Source organism: Anaerobutyricum soehngenii, from assembly GCF_009697165.1.
In the GTDB taxonomy this organism is placed as follows: domain Bacteria; phylum Bacillota; class Clostridia; order Lachnospirales; family Lachnospiraceae; genus Anaerobutyricum; species Anaerobutyricum soehngenii.
The window spans coordinates 58,110-80,520 of sequence record NZ_VULP01000004.1; the positions used below are offsets into that span (position 1 = coordinate 58,110).

24 protein-coding genes are annotated in these 22,411 nt (G+C 38.3%); all 24 read left to right on the forward strand.

From position 1 onward, the window contains the following. Nucleotides 1–26 precede the first annotated feature (26 nt). The 24 genes from FYJ25_RS03395 to purE all read left to right on the forward strand — a co-directional run bounded on the left by FYJ25_RS03395 (nucleotide 27) and on the right by purE (nucleotide 22,277). Nucleotides 27–974, forward strand: a complete 948-nt coding sequence (locus FYJ25_RS03395; RefSeq protein WP_096240747.1) for a tRNA modification radical SAM protein MnmL/YtqA — start codon at nucleotides 27–29, stop codon at nucleotides 972–974. A 1-nt stretch (nucleotide 975) separates the two neighbouring features. Continuing rightward, the gene (locus FYJ25_RS03400) at nucleotides 976–2,361 is read left to right on the forward strand and encodes a biotin/lipoyl attachment domain-containing protein (protein ID WP_154580535.1); all 1,386 of its coding nucleotides are present in this window, start codon (nucleotides 976–978) and stop codon (nucleotides 2,359–2,361) included. Continuing rightward, nucleotides 2,361–3,053 (forward strand): YggS family pyridoxal phosphate-dependent enzyme, encoded by a 693-nt coding sequence (locus tag FYJ25_RS03405; RefSeq protein ID WP_096240745.1) that lies wholly within the window; start codon nucleotides 2,361–2,363, stop codon nucleotides 3,051–3,053. Before FYJ25_RS03400 ends, FYJ25_RS03405 begins: the two co-directional genes overlap by 1 nt. Nucleotides 3,054–3,068: 15 nt before the next feature. Beyond that, nucleotides 3,069–3,614 (forward strand): cell division protein SepF, encoded by a 546-nt coding sequence (locus FYJ25_RS03410; RefSeq protein ID WP_242970718.1) that lies wholly within the window; start codon nucleotides 3,069–3,071, stop codon nucleotides 3,612–3,614. Between the two features lie 145 nt (nucleotides 3,615–3,759). After that, entirely contained in the window at nucleotides 3,760–4,851 is a 1,092-nt protein-coding gene (gene aroB, locus FYJ25_RS03415) for a 3-dehydroquinate synthase (protein ID WP_154580536.1), read from the forward strand. Continuing rightward, nucleotides 4,851–5,366 carry a signal peptidase II gene (lspA, locus tag FYJ25_RS03420; protein ID WP_021907119.1) on the forward strand — a complete coding sequence of 172 codons (516 nt, stop codon included), beginning with the start codon at nucleotides 4,851–4,853 and terminating at the stop codon, nucleotides 5,364–5,366. The genes aroB and lspA overlap by 1 nt, the downstream gene beginning before the upstream one ends. Before the next feature lie 2 nt (nucleotides 5,367–5,368). Then, nucleotides 5,369–6,328, forward strand: coding sequence for an RluA family pseudouridine synthase (locus FYJ25_RS03425; protein ID WP_021907118.1), 960 nt, complete (start codon nucleotides 5,369–5,371; stop codon nucleotides 6,326–6,328). A 129-nt stretch (nucleotides 6,329–6,457) separates the two neighbouring features. Further along, nucleotides 6,458–6,724, forward strand: a complete 267-nt coding sequence (gene rpsO / locus FYJ25_RS03430) for a 30S ribosomal protein S15 (protein WP_021907117.1) — start codon at nucleotides 6,458–6,460, stop codon at nucleotides 6,722–6,724. Between the two features lie 108 nt (nucleotides 6,725–6,832). Continuing rightward, a complete protein-coding gene (locus FYJ25_RS03435; protein WP_157908581.1) occupies nucleotides 6,833–7,489 on the forward strand; it encodes a tetratricopeptide repeat protein in 657 nt (218 codons plus the stop codon). 227 nt (nucleotides 7,490–7,716) lie between these two features. Then, nucleotides 7,717–7,980 (forward strand): HPr family phosphocarrier protein, encoded by a 264-nt coding sequence (locus FYJ25_RS03440; RefSeq protein ID WP_021907115.1) that lies wholly within the window; start codon nucleotides 7,717–7,719, stop codon nucleotides 7,978–7,980. 28 nt (nucleotides 7,981–8,008) lie between these two features. Continuing rightward, complete coding sequence (ptsP, locus tag FYJ25_RS03445; RefSeq protein ID WP_147607377.1) at nucleotides 8,009–9,718, forward strand: phosphoenolpyruvate--protein phosphotransferase; 1,710 nt, start codon at nucleotides 8,009–8,011, stop codon at nucleotides 9,716–9,718. A 139-nt stretch (nucleotides 9,719–9,857) separates the two neighbouring features. After that, on the forward strand, nucleotides 9,858–11,861 hold the full coding sequence (locus FYJ25_RS03450) for an ATP-dependent helicase (protein ID WP_330578244.1): 2,004 nt from the start codon (nucleotides 9,858–9,860) through the stop codon (nucleotides 11,859–11,861). Nucleotides 11,862–11,978: 117 nt separating this feature from the next. Then, nucleotides 11,979–12,797, forward strand: coding sequence for an undecaprenyl-diphosphate phosphatase (locus FYJ25_RS03455; RefSeq protein ID WP_154580537.1), 819 nt, complete (start codon nucleotides 11,979–11,981; stop codon nucleotides 12,795–12,797). Between the two features lie 62 nt (nucleotides 12,798–12,859). Continuing rightward, the gene (locus FYJ25_RS03460) at nucleotides 12,860–13,435 is read left to right on the forward strand and encodes a tRNA 5-(aminomethyl)-2-thiouridylate-methyltransferase MnmM (protein ID WP_154580538.1); all 576 of its coding nucleotides are present in this window, start codon (nucleotides 12,860–12,862) and stop codon (nucleotides 13,433–13,435) included. Nucleotides 13,436–13,526: 91 nt separating this feature from the next. After that, the gene (locus FYJ25_RS03465; RefSeq protein WP_205677377.1) at nucleotides 13,527–14,294 is read left to right on the forward strand and encodes a dihydroorotate dehydrogenase electron transfer subunit; all 768 of its coding nucleotides are present in this window, start codon (nucleotides 13,527–13,529) and stop codon (nucleotides 14,292–14,294) included. Continuing rightward, complete coding sequence (locus FYJ25_RS03470) at nucleotides 14,291–15,193, forward strand: dihydroorotate dehydrogenase (protein ID WP_096240738.1); 903 nt, start codon at nucleotides 14,291–14,293, stop codon at nucleotides 15,191–15,193. The genes FYJ25_RS03465 and FYJ25_RS03470 overlap by 4 nt, the downstream gene beginning before the upstream one ends. Nucleotides 15,194–15,396: 203 nt before the next feature. Next, nucleotides 15,397–16,071: an orotate phosphoribosyltransferase gene (gene pyrE, locus FYJ25_RS03475; protein WP_021907108.1), complete on the forward strand. Its 675-nt coding sequence runs from the start codon at nucleotides 15,397–15,399 to the stop codon at nucleotides 16,069–16,071. A gap of 20 nt (nucleotides 16,072–16,091) precedes the next feature. Continuing rightward, nucleotides 16,092–16,244 carry a hypothetical protein gene (locus FYJ25_RS14375; RefSeq protein WP_021907107.1) on the forward strand — a complete coding sequence of 51 codons (153 nt, stop codon included), beginning with the start codon at nucleotides 16,092–16,094 and terminating at the stop codon, nucleotides 16,242–16,244. Nucleotides 16,245–16,326: 82 nt separating this feature from the next. Beyond that, nucleotides 16,327–16,824, forward strand: a complete 498-nt coding sequence (locus tag FYJ25_RS03480) for a VanZ family protein (protein ID WP_147607381.1) — start codon at nucleotides 16,327–16,329, stop codon at nucleotides 16,822–16,824. Beyond that, nucleotides 16,821–17,126, forward strand: coding sequence for a hypothetical protein (locus tag FYJ25_RS03485; protein WP_021907105.1), 306 nt, complete (start codon nucleotides 16,821–16,823; stop codon nucleotides 17,124–17,126). The genes FYJ25_RS03480 and FYJ25_RS03485 overlap by 4 nt, the downstream gene beginning before the upstream one ends. Before the next feature lie 107 nt (nucleotides 17,127–17,233). After that, complete coding sequence (locus tag FYJ25_RS03490; RefSeq protein ID WP_154580539.1) at nucleotides 17,234–19,351, forward strand: aminopeptidase; 2,118 nt, start codon at nucleotides 17,234–17,236, stop codon at nucleotides 19,349–19,351. Between the two features lie 22 nt (nucleotides 19,352–19,373). Continuing rightward, a complete protein-coding gene (locus FYJ25_RS03495) occupies nucleotides 19,374–20,642 on the forward strand; it encodes a dihydroorotase (protein WP_154580540.1) in 1,269 nt (422 codons plus the stop codon). A 95-nt stretch (nucleotides 20,643–20,737) separates the two neighbouring features. Continuing rightward, nucleotides 20,738–21,664 (forward strand): orotidine-5'-phosphate decarboxylase, encoded by a 927-nt coding sequence (pyrF, locus tag FYJ25_RS03500; protein WP_021907102.1) that lies wholly within the window; start codon nucleotides 20,738–20,740, stop codon nucleotides 21,662–21,664. Between the two features lie 100 nt (nucleotides 21,665–21,764). Beyond that, nucleotides 21,765–22,277 (forward strand): 5-(carboxyamino)imidazole ribonucleotide mutase, encoded by a 513-nt coding sequence (purE, locus tag FYJ25_RS03505; protein WP_096240735.1) that lies wholly within the window; start codon nucleotides 21,765–21,767, stop codon nucleotides 22,275–22,277. Nucleotides 22,278–22,411 lie beyond the last annotated feature (134 nt).

The following is a 22,411-nucleotide window of genomic DNA, read 5'->3' on the forward strand; positions in this document are numbered from 1 at the left end:
GCTGCCTTTTTATGGTTTAAGCTAAAATGGAAAAACAATATTATTATGCATATTCACAATATTTAAAAGATAAATACGGAGAGAAAGTATATAAGCTTCCTGTGAATCTTCCCGTAACCTGCCCAAATAAAAAAGATGGAAAGGGCTGTCTTTTCTGCGCGGAAGCAGGGACAGGATTTGAAGCAAGTGACAGTTCAGTTTCTGTTTTTGAACAGTTAGCAGCATCAAGGACAAAAGTAGAAAAACGTTATCATGCACATAAGTTTATTGCTTACTTTCAGAATTATACCAATACATTTCTTCCTTTAGACAGATTACTTGGCTATATGGAAGAAGCATCAAAAGTAGAGGATATTGTTGAGATTTCAATTTCGACAAGACCGGATTGCATCAGACAGGATTACCTGGAAGCATTTTATGAATTCAGTAGCCGGACAGGAATAGAAGTATCTATAGAACTTGGATTACAGACAGTGAATTATCATACATTAATGGAGATGAACCGAGGTCATGGACTCGCAGAATTTATTGATGCGGTTTTAAGAATTGCGCCGTATCATTTTCCTGTTTGCGTACATATGATTCTGAACCTTCCGGGGGATACGATGGATGATGCGGAGGAATCTGCAAGAATCCTGTCTACATTGCCGATTTCCATGGTGAAGCTGCATTCTTTATACATTCCTAAGCAGTGCGAATTATATGATAAGTATATTCGTGGAGAAATCGAAATTTGCCCCAAAGAAGAATATTTAAACAGATTAACAGAGTTTATTGCATTATTAAGACCGGACATTACAGTGGAAAGATTGTTTAGCCGTATCCCTGAAAAAGATTCCGCTTTTTCAAATTGGGGAAACAGCTGGTGGAAATTAACAGATGAATGGAAGGCGCTCATGGAAGAGAAAGGGTATGTTCAGGGAACAAAGTACAATTATCTCAACGGGGCAGCTTTAAATAGATGGGAGATATAATATGGCAAAACAAAAAAAGAAAAGTGTACATTTGCATATGAATCTCGGAACTTTGATATTTCTCATTATTGTGATCTATCTGATGGCATACATATTGAGTTATCTTGGAAAAAGCAAACTGGCAATCTATGAGGTGAGCGCAAGTGATATCGTAGACAGTATCGATGGAACGGGAGTGATTCTTCGAAAAGAAACTCTGGTGCATACAGAACAAAGTGGATATATTAATTATTATGTTCAGGAAGGTTCAATGATTCGTCAAAATGGTACAGTCTATACGGTAGATACTACAGGAAAAGTACGAAAGTATTTGAAACAGATGCTTGAGAAAAAGAATTCCGTCAGTCAGGATGAAAAAGAACAGGTAGTAGAGAAATTAAAAGTATTCAGTGAAGGTTATACAGATAATAATTTTTCTCTTCTGTATGAAACACAGAATGATATCAGTAGTACGCTTTTAGCATATACAGATACAATGCTTGCTCAGAATAAAGAAGAGCTTGCACAGAAATACGGACAGAGTGCATATATTACAGCCGCATCGCCTAAAGAAGGCTTGGTTTCTTTTTTATCTGATGGAATGGAAAAGCTAGAACAGGCAAAAGTTTCAAAAAATATTTTTGTCAATAAAGTGAAGATGAAGGATCTTCGCACAGATAAAAAACAAAAAGCGGGAAAACCGGTATATCGTCTTGTAGAGGGACAGGACTGGCAGCTAATGATTCCTGTTAATAAGAATGATTATGATCGTTTAAAGAAGAGGGAAGAAGACAGACAGACGATTCAGGTGACATTCCATAAAGATAATTTTGTGGCAGCAGCACAATATCATTGTTTAAAACAGAATGACAGTTATTATGTTATTCTGAGTTTTGATAATTATATACAAAGATATTTGAATCAGAGATATCTTTATGTGTCACTTACTTTATCAGAAACCAAGGGATTAAAAATTCCGTCAAGTTCTCTTGTAAAAAAGGAAGTATATAAAATTCCAAAAAGTTTTCTTGTAAATGGCGGCAACTCTTCGAAAAAAGAGCAGGTCAACATAATGAAGACAAACAAAAAGGGAGAAAAGGTTTTGACACAGGCAGCTGTGAATGTTTATAAATCGGATGAAGATTATGTCTATGTTTATTCTGCGAATCTGACAAAAGGTACAGTTCTATCGGAAACCAATAAAGAAAAGATCTATACATTAAAGAATAAGAGTCAGATACAGGGCGTTTATATTGTAAACAGAGGTTATACTGTTTTTAAACAGATCGAGATGGTAGAGAGAAATGAAGACTATTGTATTGTATCTGCAAAAAACAGCGGAATAGAACTTTATGACCGAATTATTTTAAATAGTGATACAGTAAAGGAAGACCAGGTGATTTATTAATGCTTAAAGATAATTTAAAAAAAGTACAGACAAATATTAAAAGCGCATGTGAAAGAGCAGGAAGAAAACCGGAAGAAGTTACGTTAGTGGCAGTAAGTAAGATGAAACCTCTTTCTGATATTGAAGAGCTTCTTGAGACGGGACAGATGGAATATGGTGAAAACTATGTGCAGGAGCTGTGTGAGAAGTATGAGAATATTTCCAAACCAGTACACTGGCATATGATTGGACATCTTCAGACGAATAAAGTAAAGTATATTATTGATAAAGTAGAATTAATTCACTCCGTAGATTCCTTCCATCTGGCAAAGCAGATTGAAAAAGAAGCGGTAAAGAAGAATGTAGAAGCGCAGATTCTTGTACAGGTAAACATCGCACAGGAAGATACCAAGTTTGGAATCGATGGACCGGAAGTGATCGCACTGGTAGAAGAAATCAGTAAGTTGCCGCATGTTCATGTAAGGGGATTGATGACAAGCGCTCCTTTTGTGGACGATCCAGAAGAAAATCGCTGTTATTTTAAAAAATTACATCAATTATTTATTGACATTAGAGAGAAAAACATTGATAATGTATCTATGGACATTTTATCTATGGGGATGACCAACGATTACGAAGTGGCCATAGAAGAAGGTTCGACGATGGTACGTGTCGGTACCGGAATCTTTGGGGCGCGGAATTACAATAAATAACAGGAGGTACATGGGGTGAAGTTTGCGGAAAAGTTTTTAAACATGATGAAGTTAAGCGATGCAGATGACGAAACCGAACCATTTGATGAAGAATACAACGAAGTGACAGAAGAAGGATATGACAGTGATGAGGAAGAGGAAGATGAGGAAGAAGATGATGAGCCTCATAAACCAATTCTTTCTCTGAGACGGAAGAAGAAGGAAGTATCCGATTCAGAAGAGTTCGATGGTAATCAGGGAAGAGTAATTCAGTTTCATGGAAAAGAAGAAGGTGAAAGTGTGAAAGTAATCAGAGCGCAGACATTTAATGAAGCACAGATCGTAGCAGAATTCTTAAAGGAAGGGAAGACGATCGTGGTGAATCTTGAGGGAATCGAGATTGGAAAGGCACAGCGTATCATTGATTTTATCGGAGGTGCATGCTTTGCAGTAGATGGTTCCTTAAAGGCAATTTCTAATAACATTTTTATCGTAGCTCCAGGAAATATTGAAGTAACAGGAGATCTCAGGGAAGAGCTTGTCAGTGAAGATATGCTGTCACCGGAGCTTTCAAACTTTTAGTACACCCGGATATACATACCGGATATACATAGAAGAATAACAGAGAGAATAGTTGGACGAGAAACAAAAGGCAGAGTGGATTTATGGATGGAGTGGAGGCCGTCCATAGATCCTCTCTGCTTCGTTTATTTCAGGAGGACAGACAATGTTAGAAAAAAGACTCGAAGTAAGTGCAGAAGGAAAAAAAGTATATGATATTGTAATTGAAAATAGTTTTTCAAACCTGGTAAAAGAACTTTCTGCTCTTGATATTCAGGAACGAAAGTTATGTATTGTTACAGAACGAAGGGTGGCTTCCTATTATCTGGAAGAAGTTAAAAGTATTTTAGAAGGCAGATGTGCAAAGGTAGAAGTATATATTTTTCAGGAAGGGGAGGCAAGTAAAAATTTATCCACAGTAGATAATCTGTATCACTTTCTGATTACACATGAATTTGACAGAAAAGATATGCTCCTTGCACTTGGCGGCGGAGTTACCGGAGATCTGACAGGATTTGCTGCTGCTACTTATCTGCGGGGAATCGACTTCGTACAGATTCCTACAAGTCTGCTCGCACAGGTGGACAGCAGTATCGGAGGAAAAACAGGAGTAGATTATCATGCATATAAAAATATGGTAGGTGCTTTTTATATGCCAAAACTGGTATACATTAATGTAAATACGATAAAGACACTTTCTGAGCGACAGTATCACAGTGGACTTGGAGAGGTCATCAAACATGGACTTATTCGTGATAGAGCATATTTTGAATGGATAAAAGCGAATAAAGAAGCCATTGCAGAAAGAAAAGACGAAGCACTCGCACATATGGTAGAGGGAAGCTGCCTTATTAAAAGAGCGGTGGTTGAGGAAGACCCAAAGGAACATGGTGTCCGCGCCCTGCTTAATTTCGGGCATACGTTAGGACATTCTATAGAAAAGTTAATGAATTTCTCACTGACACATGGAGAATGTGTGGCAATTGGTTCATTGTTAGCAGCGGATATATCAAGTAAAAGAGGATATATTAGTGAACAGGAAAACAAAGAAATCAAAAACATTTATGCATATTTTGATTTTCCAGCATTGCCGAAAGAACTTAAGGCAAAAGAAGTTGTGAAAGAAACAAAACACGATAAAAAAATGGAACATGGAAAGATTAAGTTCATTTTATTAGACCAGATTGGAAAGGCAGCAATTTATCAGGATGTCACTCCGGAAGAAATGTTTGCCGTTATAGAACAGGGAGAAGTATAATGGGGAAAAAATTAAAAGCAGCAGTTATTTTTATTATACTTCTGTTAGCAGACCAGCTTACAAAATTATGGGCAGTAAAGGTATTAAAGCCAATAGGAAGTATTCCTGTTATCCGGAATGTACTTGAGATTTATTATGTGGAAAACCGGGGAGCAGCATTTGGAATCATGCAGAATAAGCAATGGTTCTTTTTGATCATTACTCTGGCGGTACTGGCGGGTCTTATATGGATTTCGGGAAAGATACCGGAGGAAAGACATTTTACTCCGCTAAAGATATGCCTGTATTTCGTGGGAGCAGGAGCTGTAGGGAATATGATAGACCGTATTTTCAGGAAGTACGTTGTGGATTTTGTTTATTTCAGCCTCATTAACTTTCCAGTATTTAATGTGGCAGATATTTATGTGACAGTGGCGGCGGTTATGCTTGTTATTTTAATTTTATTCTTCTATCAGGAAGAAGATTTTGACAGGATATTTCCTAAAAAAACAAAAGAGGGCAGGCGGGAGTTGTAACTATGACAGAAACGGCAAAGCAAGAGAAAGTAAATCAGGAAAGTAAGCAGGAACAAAGATATTATTATACGGTTATGGAAGAACAGGAGGGGATGCGTTTAGATCAATTTCTCGCAGCAGAGTTAAAAGAACATTCCCGTTCTTATATTCAAAAGCTGATCAAAGAAGGGCAGGTTCAGGTAGGAGAGAAAAAACAAAAACCAGGATACCGTCTTCGTGTGGACGATGCCGTTGTGATCTGTGTCCCTCCATTAAAGGAATTAGAAGTTCTTCCGGAACAAATGGATCTGGACATTCTTTATGAGGATGAAGATGTTATTTTGATTAATAAACAAAAAGATATGGTTGTTCATCCTTGTCCGGGACGTTATAAAGGAACACTTGTAAATGGACTTCTTTATCATTGTAAAGATAATCTTTCGGGAATTAACGGTGTTTTACGGCCGGGAATCGTTCATAGAATCGATAAAGATACAACAGGAGTTCTTGTTGTATGCAAGAATGACATGGCGCACAAAAGCCTGGCAGAACAATTAAAAGAACATTCGATCACAAGAAAATACGAAGCAATCGTATATAATAACTTTACGCAGGAAGAAGGAACTGTTGACGCACCGATCGGAAGAAGTCCGGTTGACAGAAAGAAGATGGCTGTCGAACCTAAAAACGGAAAGCGGGCAGTAACACATTACAAAGTACTCAGTCATTTAAATCATCAGGTGAATCATATTGAGTGTCAGTTAGAAACAGGAAGAACGCATCAGATTCGTGTGCATATGGCAAGCATACGCCATCCTTTATTAGGAGATACGATTTATGGTCCAAAGAATGATATGGGACTTACCGGACAGTGCCTCCATGCCAGAGTGCTTGGATTTGTTCATCCAAGGACAGGAGAGTATGTAGAATTTGAGGCACCGCTTCCTGAATATTTCCAGAAACTTCTTGAAAAATATTCTTAAAAAAACTTTACAAAAAAAGAATAGTATGCTAATCTATGAAAGATGCTTTTAGCTAGAACCTTTGCCAGGGTATGGAGTCTCCGACCTTATCTTCGTAAAGGTGATTATAATAATAGGAGGAATTGTAACATGATTACAAAGGAAATGAAACAGGAAATTATGACAAAATATGCAAGAACAGAAGGAGATACAGGTTCACCTGAAGTACAGGTAGCACTTCTTACAGCAAGAATTAATGATCTTCAGAATCATTTTAAGGCAAACCCTAAGGATCATCATTCAAGACGTGGTCTTTTAAAGATGGTTGGTCAGAGAAGAAACCTTCTTGCATACTTAAAAGGTAAAGATATTGAACGTTACAGAACCTTAATCGAACAGTTAGGTTTAAGAAAATAATAATTTTTGAGGAAAGGATGCTGCGGCATCCTTTCTTTCGTTCAAGTATTCCCAAAGCTTTTGCACTTGATTTCAAAAGTGCATCATTTAAGAGAAATGAGGTTTTCTATGCGTAAAATTATCATTCGTGGTGCAATTGTCGTTGTGATTTTATTAGCCGGAACAGGTATTTTTCAGTGGCATAATTATCAGCAGAAGATCGAATACCGAAAAGAGGCATTGCTTTATTTTAAGGAAGAAGATTATTCTAAAACAATCTCATACCTGGAAGAAGCGTTAAAGCGGAAGTCTGTGTTTGCCAGAGAGATTGATCTGGATATGACCTGTTATCTGGCAGAGAGTCATTATCAGCTAAAAGAATATGATAAAGCGGAAAAAATATACAATAAACTTATTAATAATGACAGTAAAAATGCACAATATTATATGTTGAAGGGCGAGTGTGTCGCAAAGTCCGGTGATGCACAAGGAGCCGTAAAAGTGTATGAACAAGGCTGGAATCATACACAGGATACTGATTTTCTGGAAAAAATCTGTGAAATATACGTAGAAAAACAGAATTATGATAAAGCACTGAAGTATGTTCAGAAGGGGATTGAACAGGGTGGTGAAACGAAGGCAGATTTTATGTATGGAAAGATTGTCATCTATGAAAAAGCAGAGGCGTATGATAAGGCATACGAGGCAGCGAAAAAATATGTAGAGCTTTATCCAGATGATGAAGCTGGGAAGAAAGAGTATACGTTTTTATCGACAAGGATTTAAATTACATTTCTGAAAGAAAGTTACAGATGATTTTACCGGAGTCGGGACGCTGTTATATTGACAGTGTATATAAAAAATGGTAAAATAATGAATACTAAAGGAATAAGGGGAGGTATGATCGCAGGGTATAATACTAACCGAATGCATCAGCCAGCAGCACAATATCCTGTTTTCTTTAGCTATTATTTATTTTTATATTACCCTATTTAAGAAAAGGAGAAATAACTATGGTATCACAGAAAGTTACAATCAACAACCCACAGGGACTTCACATGAGACCGGCAGGAGTATTCGCTAAAGGAATGGCTAAGTTTGATAGCGATGTTACAATCAATTTCAACGGAAAAGCAACGAATGGTAAGAGCCTTCTTAACATTATCGGTGCTTGTATTAAGTGTGGTTCTGAAGTAGAGATCCAGTGTGACGGACCTGATGAAGAAGACGCATTAAAGACTGCTATCGAGATGATCGAATCCGGTTTAGGAGAATAATTGTAATTCAAAATTTGAGGTGAAGATAATGTATACTGGTATTGGTGCATCAGCAGGAATCGGTATCGGTTCCGCTGTTATTGTAAAAGAACCTTCCCTTGCATACGATAATAAAGCAGTCAGTGATGTTGATGCTGAAAAGCAAAGATTAACAGATGCCCTTGACAAATGTATCGCAAAGACACAGGCAATGGCAGATGACATGAAAGAAAGAGTAGGGGAGAAAGAAGCAGAGATTCTGGAAGGACATGTCCTTCTTCTTATGGATCCGGAGATGACCGGCCAGATGGAATCAAGCATCGCAGATGACAAGATGTGCGCAGAAGCTGCCGTAGAGAAGATTTGTGATTATTATATGCAGATGTTCGCAGGTATTGACGATGAGATGTTTCAGCAACGCGCAACAGATGTATGTGATATAAAGACAAGATTATTGAAGATACTTCTTGATGTCGAAGATGTCGATTTAGCAAGTGTGCCGGAAGGAACTGTTTTAGTGGCAGAAGATTTAACTCCTTCTATGACAGCAGGAATTAATCCAAAGAACGTAACAGGTATTCTTACAGAAGTTGGAGGCAAGACTTCTCATTCAGCAATTCTTGCACGTGCGCTTGAAATTCCGGCGGTACTCAGTATACCGGGAATCACAGAAGAGATTTCTAATGGCGATAATGTAGTATTAGACGGCTCAGAAGGACAGGTATATGTTAATCCTGATGAAGCACTTCAGGCAGAATATGAGCAGAAACGAGCTGCATATCTTGAAGAGAAGGCAGCGCTTGCTCAGTTTATTGGCAAAGAGACCGTAACAGCAGATGGTGTTAAAGTTGAACTTTGCGCTAATATCGGTAAACCGGAAGATGCATTGAAAGTAGTAGAATGTGACGGTGAAGGAATCGGTTTATTCCGTACAGAATTCCTTTTCATGGATCGTCCACAGATTCCTACAGAAGAAGAGCAGTTTGCTGCTTACAGAAAAGTAGCTGAGACTTTAGAAGGTAAGCCGGTTATTATTCGTACATTGGATGTTGGAGGAGACAAAGAGATTCCATATCTTGCTCTTGAAAAAGAAGAGAATCCTTTCCTTGGTTTCCGCGCGATTCGTTTATGCTTAAAGAGAGAAGACTTATATCGTCCTCAGTTAAAAGCATTGCTTCGTGCCAGCGCATATGGCGATATTCGTATTATGATTCCTATGGTTACCTGTTTAGATGAGCTTCGTGCAGTAAAAGATATGGTAGCAGAAATTAAGGAAGAGCTTAAAGCAGAAGGTGTTGCATATAATGAAGATATCAAGGTTGGTATCATGATAGAGACACCTGCAGCAAGTTTAATGGCAGATGTTTTTGCAAAAGAAGCAGACTTTTTCAGTATCGGAACAAACGATCTTACAGGTTACACTATGGCAGTAGACAGAGGTAATGCAGAAGTTGCATATCTTTACTCTGCGTATAACCCGGCAGTACTTCGTTCTATCGAGCGTGTGATCAAGGCCGGAAGAGCAGAGGGAATCATGGTTGGTATGTGTGGTGAAGCAGCTGCAGATCCATTACTTGCTCCATTATTAATTTCCTTTGGTTTAAGTGAATTTAGTGTAAGTGCTACTTCTATTTTAGCTACAAGAAAGGGAATCTCCCTTTGGACAAAAGAAGAAGCAGATGCCGTTGCAGCAAAGGCTATGTCTATGACAACAGAAGCAGAAGTTGAGGCATATCTTAAAACTGTTGCAAAACATTAATAGCAAAGAATAGCAGAAAGAGTATCCTCGAATGGAGATTTAACTGCGTGAATGATAAAAGGGTGTTGAGAGACACCCTTTTATTTTGCAAGGATTTCAGTGATTAGAGAATATATGTCAGGGGAAAGGAGGAAGAAACGTGCCAGGTACATTTAATAGAGAGCAGGAAGAGGCTATTACACATAAAGGTGGTCCGCTGATGGTTTTAGCAGGACCTGGGTCAGGAAAGACACTGGTAATTACTTATCGTGTAAAGTGGCTTATAGAAAATGCAGGAGTTCATCCGTCTAATATTTTAGTAATTACATTTACCAGAGCAGCGGCGGAGGAAATGAAAAAACGATTTTTTATGTTTGACGGAATGGAAAATGCTCCGGTAACCTTTGGTACTTTTCATTCTATTTTCTTTATGATTCTTCGTTATGCGTACCGTTATACTGTTGCAAATATTATCAGAGAAGATGTAAAGCGGCGATACATAAAAGAAATGACGGAGAATATGGAACTTGAGATAGAAGATGAGAATGAATTTCTTTCCGGAATTATCAATGAGATCAGTTACGTAAAAGGAGAGATGATGTCCCTTTCCTACTATCACAGTAATAACTGTTCAGACGAATTGTTTGCTCAGATTTATGAAGGGTATGAGAAAAGACTGCGGGAAGAGAATCTCATAGATTTTGATGATATGCTGGTTTTTTGTTATGAACTGTTAAAAGAGAGAGAAGATATCCGGACTTTATGGCAGAATAAGTTTCAGCATATTTTAATTGATGAGTTTCAGGATATTAATAAAGTGCAGTATGAGATCATACGAATGCTGGCAGGTAAGGGAGATCATCTGTTTATTGTTGGTGATGATGACCAGTCTATTTATCGCTTTCGGGGAGCAAGACCGGAAATTATGCTTGGATTTGAGAAGGATTATCCAGAGGCAAAAAAGGTGATTTTAAATACGAACTATCGATGCAGTGAAGAAATTGTAGAGGGTGCAGAACATCTGATTAGTCATAATACAAAGCGTTTTCCAAAGAATATGCAGGCAGCTCGAGGAAGTAAAGTCCCTATTACATTTCGAAATCTAAAAGATGCGGGAGAAGAGTGTACAGATATTTTAAAAGGAATACGTTTTTATTATAAAAAAGGAATTCCACTAGAAGATATGGCGGTTATTTTCCGCACCAATACGCAGCCGAGATTACTTGTTGGACGGTTAATGGAATATAATATTCCATTTCAGATGCGGGATGTTATCCCAAATATATTTGATCACTGGATAGCAAGGAATATATTAACGTATATAAAGCTTGCTATGGGAAACAGAGACCGAAAGCTGTTTTTACAGGTAATGAACCGGCCGAAACGATATATATCAAGAAGTATGATCACAGAACCGCAGGTAGATTTAAAAAAACTAAAGCAGCAGACCTTTGGGAAAAAGTGGCTTTATGAGAAGATTGATAAATTAGAAATGGATCTGTATCTTCTAAGGAAGATGGAGCCATATGCTGCGATTCAATATATACGTAACGGGATTGGTTATGAAGATTATATGAACGAGTATGCACAGTTTCGAAGAATGAACCCGGATGACCTTGAAGAAGTCTTGAATCAGATTCAGGAAAGTGCAAAGGAATATCACAGTTTTGAAGAATGGTTTGCTTACATAGAATCTTATGGAGAGGAACTTAGAAAACAGATGGAAGCCGGAAGGCAGCAAAAAAGCGGTGTGACACTTACAACGATGCATAGTTCAAAAGGATTAGAATATGAAGTTGTATTTGTCATGGATATAAATGAAGGAGTAACACCACATAAAAAAGCAGTAAAAGAGGCGGACCTCGAAGAAGAGAGACGGCTGTTTTATGTAGCAGTTACAAGGGCAAAAACATATTTGTTTCTCTATTCGGTAAAGGAACTTTATCAAAAGGATGCACAGATTTCCCGCTATATAGGAGAACTTCGTTATGACAAGAAAGAATTTCAAAAAGGAAAAAGAGTGATCCATAAAAATATTGGTAAGGGAACGGTACTTGAATTAAAAGAAGATAAAATTAAAATAAAGTTTGATAACAGCAAAAAACCGCGGCTGTTTTCCATAAAGTATCTGATGGAACAGGGACTTTTAGAACTTGAAAAATAAGTTTCCTGTAAAAAGTACGGAAAGACTTTTTTCTTTTTAGTATGCAATAAAGGGGACAAATACAGGAATCTGTGATAGAATGAAGCGATAAAATATTACAGGAGGTAATTATAGAAAATGTTAATTGAAATGTTAAAAGTAATTCTGCTTGGAATTGTGGAAGGAATTACGGAATGGCTTCCAATCAGTTCTACCGGGCATATGATCCTTGTAGATGAATTCATTAAACTTAATGTATCGAAAGCATTTATGGAAATGTTTCTTGTAGTAATTCAGCTTGGAGCAATTCTTGCGGTCTGTGTGATTTATTTTCATAAACTCAATCCATTTAGTCCCAAAAAGTCAGCCAGAGAGAAAAGGGAAACATTTGATATATGGGGCAAGGTAATCGTAGGATGTCTTCCGGCAGCGGTAATCGGTCTTGCATTTAACGATAAGATCGATGCACTTTTTTATAATGCGCAGACAGTAGCTTTTACATTAATTCTTTACGGTATTTTATTTATTGTTGTTGAAAATCATAATAAGAATAAAGAATCACAGGTAAAAGGGTTATCAGATCTAACCTATAAGATTGCGTTGATCATCGGATGTTTTCAGGTACTTGCTCTTATTCCAGGAACTTCCCGTTCTGGAGCAACAATCATCGGAGCAATGCTTCTTGGAACCTCTCGTTTTGTAGCAGCAGAGTATTCTTTCTTTTTGTCCATACCGGTTATGTTCGGGGCAAGTTTCTTAAAACTTGTAAAATATGGTTTTCATTATACAGGGAATGAAGTTGCTATTCTTGTAGTAGGTATGGTTGTAGCATTTATCGTTTCTATTTTAGCAATCAAGTTCCTGTTAGGTTATATTAAGAACAATGACTTTAAAGCCTTTGGTGTCTATCGTATTATTTTAGGTATCATTGTTGCTGTGTACTTTTTCATAAAGTAATAGGATGATCAGACGGGATAACGATAATAATTCTATTTAAAAATCGGAGAGTATAGATTATAATGAAAAGAAGAACACCTATTACACAGTATTGTCATGAGAGAATCCGCCAGCTTATAAAGAATCCGTCCTTGTGTATTGACGCAACAGCAGGAACAGGGAAAGATACGGTTTTTCTAGCGTCTCTCGCAGGTGCCAATGGCAGGGTTATTGCCATGGATATTCAGGAAACGGCGGTGGAACAGACAAGAAACCGCCTTATCAAAGAACATCTTTTGGACAGGGCAGAAGTTGTTTTAGATACGCATGTACATATGGATGTATATGCCGATGAAGGAAGTGTTTCTTTGATTATGTTTAATCTCGGATATCTTCCAGGGGGAGATCATCATCTTGCGACAAAGGCAGAGACAACAATAGAAGCGCTGAAAAAGGGACTTACCTTACTTTGTGAGGGTGGTATGATATCTTTGTTGATCTACAGCGGGGGAGACAGTGGTTTTGACGAAAAGGAACAGGTGCTGCAATGGCTTAAAGAATTGCCGGATGATCAATATACCGTACTCGTAGAAGCATTTTATAATAAGCCGAATCATCCGCCGTTACCAGTGTATATTATAAAGAATGAGACAGTTTAGATCAGATGACAGCTGCAATGAAAAGCAGCAGTATGTATAGACAAGTGTATAAGATAAAGGATCATTTGATTTATAAAAAGGAGGCATATATATGGAGATGATAAAAGAAACAGCGAAAGTTGTTCGTCAGCAGCAGATCGATGAAGGAATATTTGATATGGAATTATCCTTTCCAAAGGGAGCTGCCTTAGCAAAACCAGGACAGTTCATTGCAATGTACTGTAATGACAAGAGTAAGCTTTTACCTCGTCCGATCAGTATTTGCGGGATTAATCCAACAGAAGGAACATTGCGGGTTGTTTATCGTGTTGCAGGAGAAGGAACAAAAGAGTTTTCAGAAATGAAAGCAGGAGATACATTAGAAGTTATGGGACCTCTTGGCAACGGATTTACAATGAAAAATGAAAAGGCAATTATTATCGGTGGAGGTATTGGAATTCCTCCGATGCTGGAGCTTGCAAAACAGTTAGATGCCGAGAAGACAGTTGTACTTGGATACAGAACATCCACTTTCTTAAAAGAAGAATTTGAAGAAGTGTGCGATGTAAAGATTGCAACTGAAGATGGAAGCCAGGGTGTTAAGGGTACAGTAATTGATGCAATTAAAAAGTATGGTGTAGAAGGAAAGGTCATCTATGCCTGTGGACCGATGCCAATGTTAAAAGCGCTTGCAGCGTATGCAGAAGAACATGGAATGGAAGCACAGATTTCCTTAGAAGAAAGAATGGCATGTGGAATCGGAGCTTGTCTTGGCTGCATCTGTAAGTCAAAGACAAAAGATCATCACACAAACGTAAACAATACACGAATCTGCAAAGACGGTCCGGTATTTGATGCAAAGGAGGTAGTATTCTCATGAATTTAGAAGTAACACTGGCTGGAAAGAAGTTTAAGAATCCTGTGACAACTGCCTCAGGAACGTTTGGTTCTGGTGCAGAATATGAACAGTTTGTTGATCTTGCAGCACTTGGAGCGGTAACAACAAAAGGCGTGGCAAATGTACCTTGGGAGGGAAATCCGACTCCTCGTGTAGCAGAAACATATGGTGGAATGCTTAATGCGGTTGGACTCCAGAATCCGGGAATCGACTTATTCTGTAAAAGAGATATTCCCCATTTAAAAGAAAAAGGAGCATCTATTATTGTCAACGTATGTGGAAGAAGTACATCGGACTATGTAGAAGTTGTAGAACGATTAGCAGATGAGCCGGTAGATTTATTAGAGATTAATGTATCCTGTCCGAATGTAAAAGAAGGTGGTATCGCTTTTGGACAGAATCCGGATGCATTATATGAGATTACAAAAGCAATCAAGGCAAAGGCAAAACAGCCAATCGTAATGAAGTTAAGCCCGAATGTCACAGATATTACGGAGATGGCACGAGCAGCCGAAGCAGGAGGAAGTGATGCCCTTTCTCTTATCAATACACTTACCGGAATGAAGATTGATATTCACAGACGAAAGTTCGTTCTTGCGAATAAGACAGGCGGTATGTCAGGTCCTGCCATTAAACCAGTTGCCGTCCGCATGGTATATCAGGTAAGCCATGCCTGCAAGCTGCCGATCATCGGTATGGGAGGAATCCTTACGGGAGAAGATGCCATTGAGATGATGATGGCAGGTGCCACAATGGTTTCTGTAGGAACTGCGAATTTCCACAATCCACGTGCCACAATGGATGTGTTAGATGGAATAAAAGCTTACATGGAAAGATATCATATTGAAGATATTAACGAGATTATCGGATGTATTGATTAAAAGAATCTGTCTATACATATTTTATCTAAGTTGAAAATACAAATAAACTGTGTTAGAATCAAAACAACAGATGTACTTTTGGAATCTTAAGTACGAGGAAGATTTCAAGAGAACATTTCAAGTCGAGCATCTGTCACTCACCACATGAAAGAGGTGGAGTCTTCTCGACTGAGATAAATCAAAAGGATAAATCGGAGGCTGTTATGGAACAATACAAAAAAGAGTTTATAGAATTTATGATTGACTGCAATGTACTGAAGTTTGGGGACTTCGTAACAAAAAGTGGAAGAAAGACTCCATTTTTTGTTAATACCGGATTCTACCGTACAGGCTCTCAGTTAAAGAGATTAGGTGAGTATTACGCACAGGCAATTCATGATCATTTCGGTTTTGATTTTGATGTACTGTTTGGTCCTGCTTATAAAGGAATTCCATTAAGCGTAGCGGCAACGATCGCCATTTCAGAAAAGTATGATAAAGATATCCGTTACTGCAGTAACCGTAAAGAAGTAAAAGATCATGGTGATAAAGGAATTCTCCTTGGAAGCCCGATTCAGGACGGAGATAAGGTTATCATTATTGAAGATGTTACTACAGCAGGTACGTCTATTCAGGAGACACTCCCGATCATTAAGGCACAGGGAGATGTAGAAGTTGGTGGTTTAGTTGTTTCTGTTGACCGTATGGAAAGAGGTCAGGGAGAAAAGAGTGCGCTTACAGAAATCAGCGAGAAATACGGAATGAAGACAACTGCTATCGTTACAATGGCAGAAGTTGTAGAGCATCTTTACAACAAACCATACAAAGGAAAAGTCATTATTGATGATGAATTGAAAAAAGCAATTGATGCATATTATGACCAGTATGGAGTAAAGTAGTATTCTGACAGGAGATTTGTATGAACGAAAAGATTTTTAAAACATTGGGACAGATTGGTGCTGCAGGAATTATAGTAGGAATTATCACAACAATTGTCGGAATTACAGCAGGAGTGATTTCTATTGTAAGTGGAGCGCGTGCCCTCAAGTTAAAAGGGAAAATAATGATTTAAAAATGACGGGAACCGGCTTTATGCCGGTTCCTTAAAATGTATTATAGGAGAATAATAATTATAAGAAAAGGCTGGAAAAAGAATGAATGAAAGCAGAAAGAGACTGGGGTCTCTGAGCCGTTTAATATTGATTTTATATGGCTGTGTTGTAATATATTTTGTATTATTCAGTGACCGACTGGGACGGGTAGATGGATATAGTACTTATCGCTATAATCTGGTTCCTTTTGAGGAAATCCGTCGTTTTATTATATACAGGAATTATGTTTCTATCGAAGCATTTTTATTAAACTTATTTGGTAATCTTCTTGTATTTTTCCCAATAGGTTTTTTAGTTCCGATATGGAGATTGGAGAAAACCGGATGTATCCGGATTATTATATATACGTTTTTATTTAGCCTTTGCATAGAAACATTGCAGCTTGTTACAAAAGTAGGAGTGTTTGATGTGGATGATCTGATGATGAATACTTTTGGAGGGCTGCTCGGATGGATCAGCTATTGTATCATCCGTTTTATTTATCATAAATGGAAGGCCGATCATAAAAAGAAAGAAGAGAAAGGAAAGGCAGAGATATGAATACAGGAAATATTTCTTTTTCTGAGAAAAAAGTTTCAAAAAATGCAGTGCTTACTCTGGTTATGGGAATAGGCATACTGATTGGATTTGCTATTTTGACAGTGTTGTCTATTGTGACAGAAGGAAGATTGAATGTTGTCGGAGGTCTGCTTGGATGTATTTTTGTTGTACTGGCATTCTTTTGTGTCCTTTGGGGCGTGATGAGTTATGATGATGCTAAGACCAACCAGAAGTATAAGATATCTGGAATATGTATTAATATTGTGGCTATTTTTATAGGGATTACTTTTATCATGATGTAGGAATACGATAAGAAGTATGTCATGCCTTGCATGACGCGCATCTTGCAGCAAGAATGACGGGACATTCTTGAATTTGGGAATAACAGAAAGAGAGTGATATATTTTATATGGATTATAGAGAGTTGTTTAAAGAAAGCAATAAAGAAGTGGAAGAACGCTTTTTACTGACAAGAGAAAGAATCGAAGAAATCGCTGCCGGGGAGAACAACGGCATGAACGAAAAGATTCAGAATTATTTTAAGAAGACAGCACAGCTTCTAAAGAAATGTGCAGAGGATTTTGTATGTATTTCTTCTGATGTGTGGAAGTCCCGTTCTTTTGAGCAGTTAAAGAGTGAGAATGCATTATTTTATCAGGATATCTTACCTCAGAATTACAGACATTCTTTTGCAGATCCGGCATTTGCAGTGCAGGAATTAGGAGAAGAGTTTGGTCGGATTCTGAGTTTTTTATATACGGAATTACGTTCGGAAAGAGCGTTTGTTTTTGAACAGAACCTTGAAAAAATCACGATTTTAAATGAACTTTTTCTGGAAATATACTGTATGTTTGAAGAAGGGGATGTAACATATAAACAGATTAAAGATACGATCTACTGGTTCCTCTATGATTATGCAGATGACTGGGCAGGCTACAGAGTACGAGAACTGGTGGACCCGGCACTTGATTTTGCAACATCGATTATCATGGACTCTGACCTTTCGGATCTGACGTATCTGTATTCTTATGGGGACTATATTTCAGAAGTGGAAATTGAAACGGCAAAGTTTTTAAACAGCCTTACGGAAGAAGAAATTTCACAGATAGCGGAAACATTTACAGAAGGATATCGAAGAGGATTTGAGCTAAAAGGGGTAGATGTTTCAAAGAAAGATACAGTGAATATCCGTTATCCGATTGGCTTTGAGAGAGTGATCCGCGCAGCAATCCGCCAGTTTGCCGACATGGGATTGAAACCGGTTATTTACAGAGAGGCGCTTAATACATTAAATAAACGCCAGAATCTCCGTATCGGATATATTTCAACAGATCCAAATCCACAGTATGGCTATGACCATCGTTTTGATAATGCTATTTACCTTGATAAGCGCATGATTGACCGGAAGCTTAGCTGTATGAGAAAGGCATACGAAGAATATGAACAGGAGGCGGCAGGATTTGCAGGTCCGGCATGCTTTGAAGTCTTTGGAGAAGAACCGTTTGAACCGGTAAATAAGCCGGAAAGCTATCATTTAAGTGAGCGGCAGCAGATTCTTTCCACAGAGTATTCCTCTTTATCTAACGAACTTTTGAATGAATTTATCAATCAGGAGGAAAGGAGTTTTACGATTATTGCGTACCCAGTTCCTTCGATCGGAGAGAATTTCCCGGAAATTTTTGAGGAGATTCGTAAAGTAAATACGTTAGATAACGAAGTGTACAAAAAGATTCAGCAAAATATGATTGATGTGCTTGATCAGTCAGAAGCGGTGCATATCATGGGACGTGGAAGAAATATGACGAATCTTACGGTTGCTCTATGCGATCTGAAAGATGCCAGCAAAGAAACGAAGTTTGAAAACTGTCTTGCCGATGTCAATATTCCGGTAGGGGAAGTATTTACTTCACCTAAGCTAAAAGGTACAAATGGTCTTTTACATGTGACAGAAGTCTATTTGAATGGTCTTTACTATAAAGATTTAAAGATTACTTTTAAAGATGGTATGATCGAAGAGTATTCATGTGCAAATTTCCCGGATGAAGAGGACGGACAGAAGTTCATTAAGGAGAATCTTTTATATAACAGAGAAACACTTCCGATTGGAGAGTGTGCGATCGGAACAAATACAACTGCCTATGTGATGGCTGAAAAGTATGGTATTATGTCTAAACTGCCTATCCTTATTGCAGAAAAAATGGGACCGCATATCGCAATCGGAGATACCTGTTATTCTTATTGCGAAGATGTTCGTGTATATAATCCGGATGGGAAAGAAATCGTAGCAAAGGAAAATGAATGTTCTGTACTTCGAAAAGAGGATCCAAAGAAAGCCTATTTTAACTGCCATACAGATATTACGATTCCGTATGAAGAGCTTTCAAGAATTACAGCCGTAACTGTGCGGGTTGTGGAATCAGAGGTCATGCATGATCTGGCAGAGGAACGGGTAGAGATTCCGATTCTTTTAGATGGAAGATTTGTGCTGGAAGGTACATTAAAGTTAAATGAAGCATTTGAAGGTTAAAATAAAGTGAGGAGATACAAAGATGAAGTTAGTAATTAAAAATGGACATGTGATGGATCCGGCATCTGGAAGAGATGAAGTTACAGATATCTGGGTGGAAGATAAGCGGATCATCGGATTTGGAGAACATCCGGAATGGGAAGAAGATGCTGAAAAACTGAATGCGGACGGCTGTATTGCGGCACCGGGACTTGTTGATGTGCATGTACATTTTCGTGATCCGGGTTTTACGTATAAAGAAGATCTGGAAACTGGAAGTCATGCAGCAGCAGCAGGAGGATTCACAACGGTTGTCTGTATGGCAAATACAAAACCAATCGTTGATACTCCAGAAGTAATTCAGGATATTTTAAAAAGAGCAGAGAACTTACCGATTCACGTAAAGCAGGTGTCTGCGGTTTCCAAAGGATTTGAGGGAAAAGAGTTAGTGGATTTCCAGGCGATGGTAGATGCTGGTGCCTGTGGATTTACAGATGACGGAATCCCGTTAACAGATGCCGGATTTATTAAAAAAGCAATGGAAGAGGCAGCGAAAATGGATATGCCAATCTCATTGCATGAGGAAGATCCAGCACTTAACGAAGTAAACGGAGTGAACAAGGGTGTGATTTCTAAAAAGATGGGGATTGGCGGAGCACCGGCAATTTCAGAAGATGTGATGGTGGCAAGAGATGTCATGCTGGCACTTGATACTGGAGCAAAGGTAGACATTCAGCATATATCTTCTGGTCGTTCTGTAGATTTGGTTCGTTATGCGAAAAAACGAGGAGCAAAGGTTTTTGCGGAGGCTACACCACATCATTTTACATTAACAGAAGAAGATGTACTTAATTATGAAACGATGGCAAAGATGAATCCGCCACTCCGTACAGAATGGGATCGAACAAAGATTATCGAAGGATTAGCAGATGGAACGATTGATATGATCGCGACCGATCATGCCCCTCATTCTATAGAAGAAAAAGAGAGAGAATTTACAAAAGCGCCAAGTGGAATCATTGGACTTGAAACATCATTATCTCTTGGTATTACAAGTCTTGTAAAAAGAGGCTATCTTACGATGATGCAGCTTCTTGAAAAAATGACGGTTAATCCGGCAAAGCTTTATAATTTTGACTGTGGAACATTGAAAGAAGGAGCGGCTGCAGATATCGTTATTTTTGCACCGGATGAAGTCCGAACAGTAGAATCTTTCGAGTCAAAAGCGGAAAATTCTCCGTTTCTTGGTGCACAGTTATATGGAAAAGTAAAATATACGATTTGTGATGGTAAAGTTGTATATCGCGGCTAAGAATAATCGTGTCGTTTTTTGGCATATCGTGAGTGTACATCTGAAAAAATTTATGCTAGAATGAAAAGGATATCAGTAGAATTCTGGAGGAAGTTATGATTAATCAGTTAGTAAAAGGAATCAAAGAAAAAGATGCGCCTATCGTTGTTGGTCTTGACCCGATGCTTTCTTATGTACCAAAACATCTTGTAAAAGATGCTTTTGCTGCATACGGAGAGACATTAGAAGGTGCATGTGAAGCAATCTGGCAGTTTAATAAGGGCATTATCGATGCAACTTATGATCTTATTCCGGCAGTAAAGCCACAGGTTGCCATGTATGAGCAATTTGGTGTTGAGGGATTGAAAGCTTTCAAAAAGACATGCGATTACGCAAAGAGCAAAGGACTTGTTATCATCGGAGATATCAAGAGAGGCGATATTGGCTCTACATCCGAAGCATATGCGATCGGACACCTTGGAACAGTAAAGATTGGTGAACATGTATATTCTCCATTTACAGAAGACTTTGTAACGGTGAACCCATATCTTGGTTCTGATGGTGTAAAGCCTTTCTTAAAAGTGTGCAAAGACACAGATAAGGGTGTATTTATTCTTGTAAAAACATCCAATCCATCCAGTGGAGAATTCCAGGATCGTCAGATTGATGGAAAGCCACTTTATGAGATCGTTGCTGAAAAGGTAGCTGAGTGGGGCGAAGATGTTATGGGCGAAGACTACAGCTATGTTGGAGCCGTTGTAGGAGCTACTTATCCGGAGATGGGAGCAGCACTTCGAAAGATCATGCCTAAAAACTATATTCTTGTACCGGGATATGGTGCACAGGGTGGAACAGGTAAAGATTTAGCACCGTTCTTTAACGAGGATGGACTTGGTGCTATCGTAAACTCCAGTCGTGGAATTATCTGTGCTTATCAGAAAGACCCGTATAAAGAGAAGTTTAGTTCTGTAGACTATGCGGATGCCAGCCGCCAGGCAGTCCTTGATATGAAGGAAGATTTAAAGAACGCTTTTGTAAAATAAAGCATTTTGTTATAATTTTATAAGTTAGTTATAAACATTTCACCATAAAAATATACTCTTGGAATTTTAGAGTATATGTAATGAAAAAAAGGAGCAGACAATGGCTAAAGTAGGTATTGTAATGGGCAGCGATTCAGATATGCCAATCATGGCAAAAGCTGCAGATGTACTCAAGGAACTTGGAATTGACTTTGATATGACGATCATCTCTGCACACAGAGAGCCGGAAGAATTTTTCGCTTACGCAAAAGGTGCAGAAGAAAAAGGTTATAAAGTGATTATCGCAGGAGCCGGTAAGGCAGCACATCTTCCGGGAATGTGCGCAGCTATTTTCCCAATGCCGGTTATCGGTATTCCAATGAAGACATCAGATCTTGGAGGAGTAGATTCCCTGTACTCTATCGTGCAGATGCCAACAGGTATTCCTGTAGCGACAGTAGCGATCAACGGTGCAGCCAACGCCGGAATTCTTGCAGCAAAGATGCTTGCAACATCCGACCCTGCACTGTTAGAAAGATTAAAAGCTTACTCTGAAAAGTTAAAGAATCAGGTAGTAGCCAAGGCAGACAAGCTTGATGAGATTGGGTACGAAGCGTACTTAAAACAAATGTAATGACATAGCTCAAAGGTGATAAGAAGGTTTGTAAATTTGTAAAAGGGGAAACTATAATTAAGTATTTATAACAAGATAATGTATTCTCGGAATCTTTTTGTGCTTAATCACAAAAACAAGTGCAAGAAAGACTC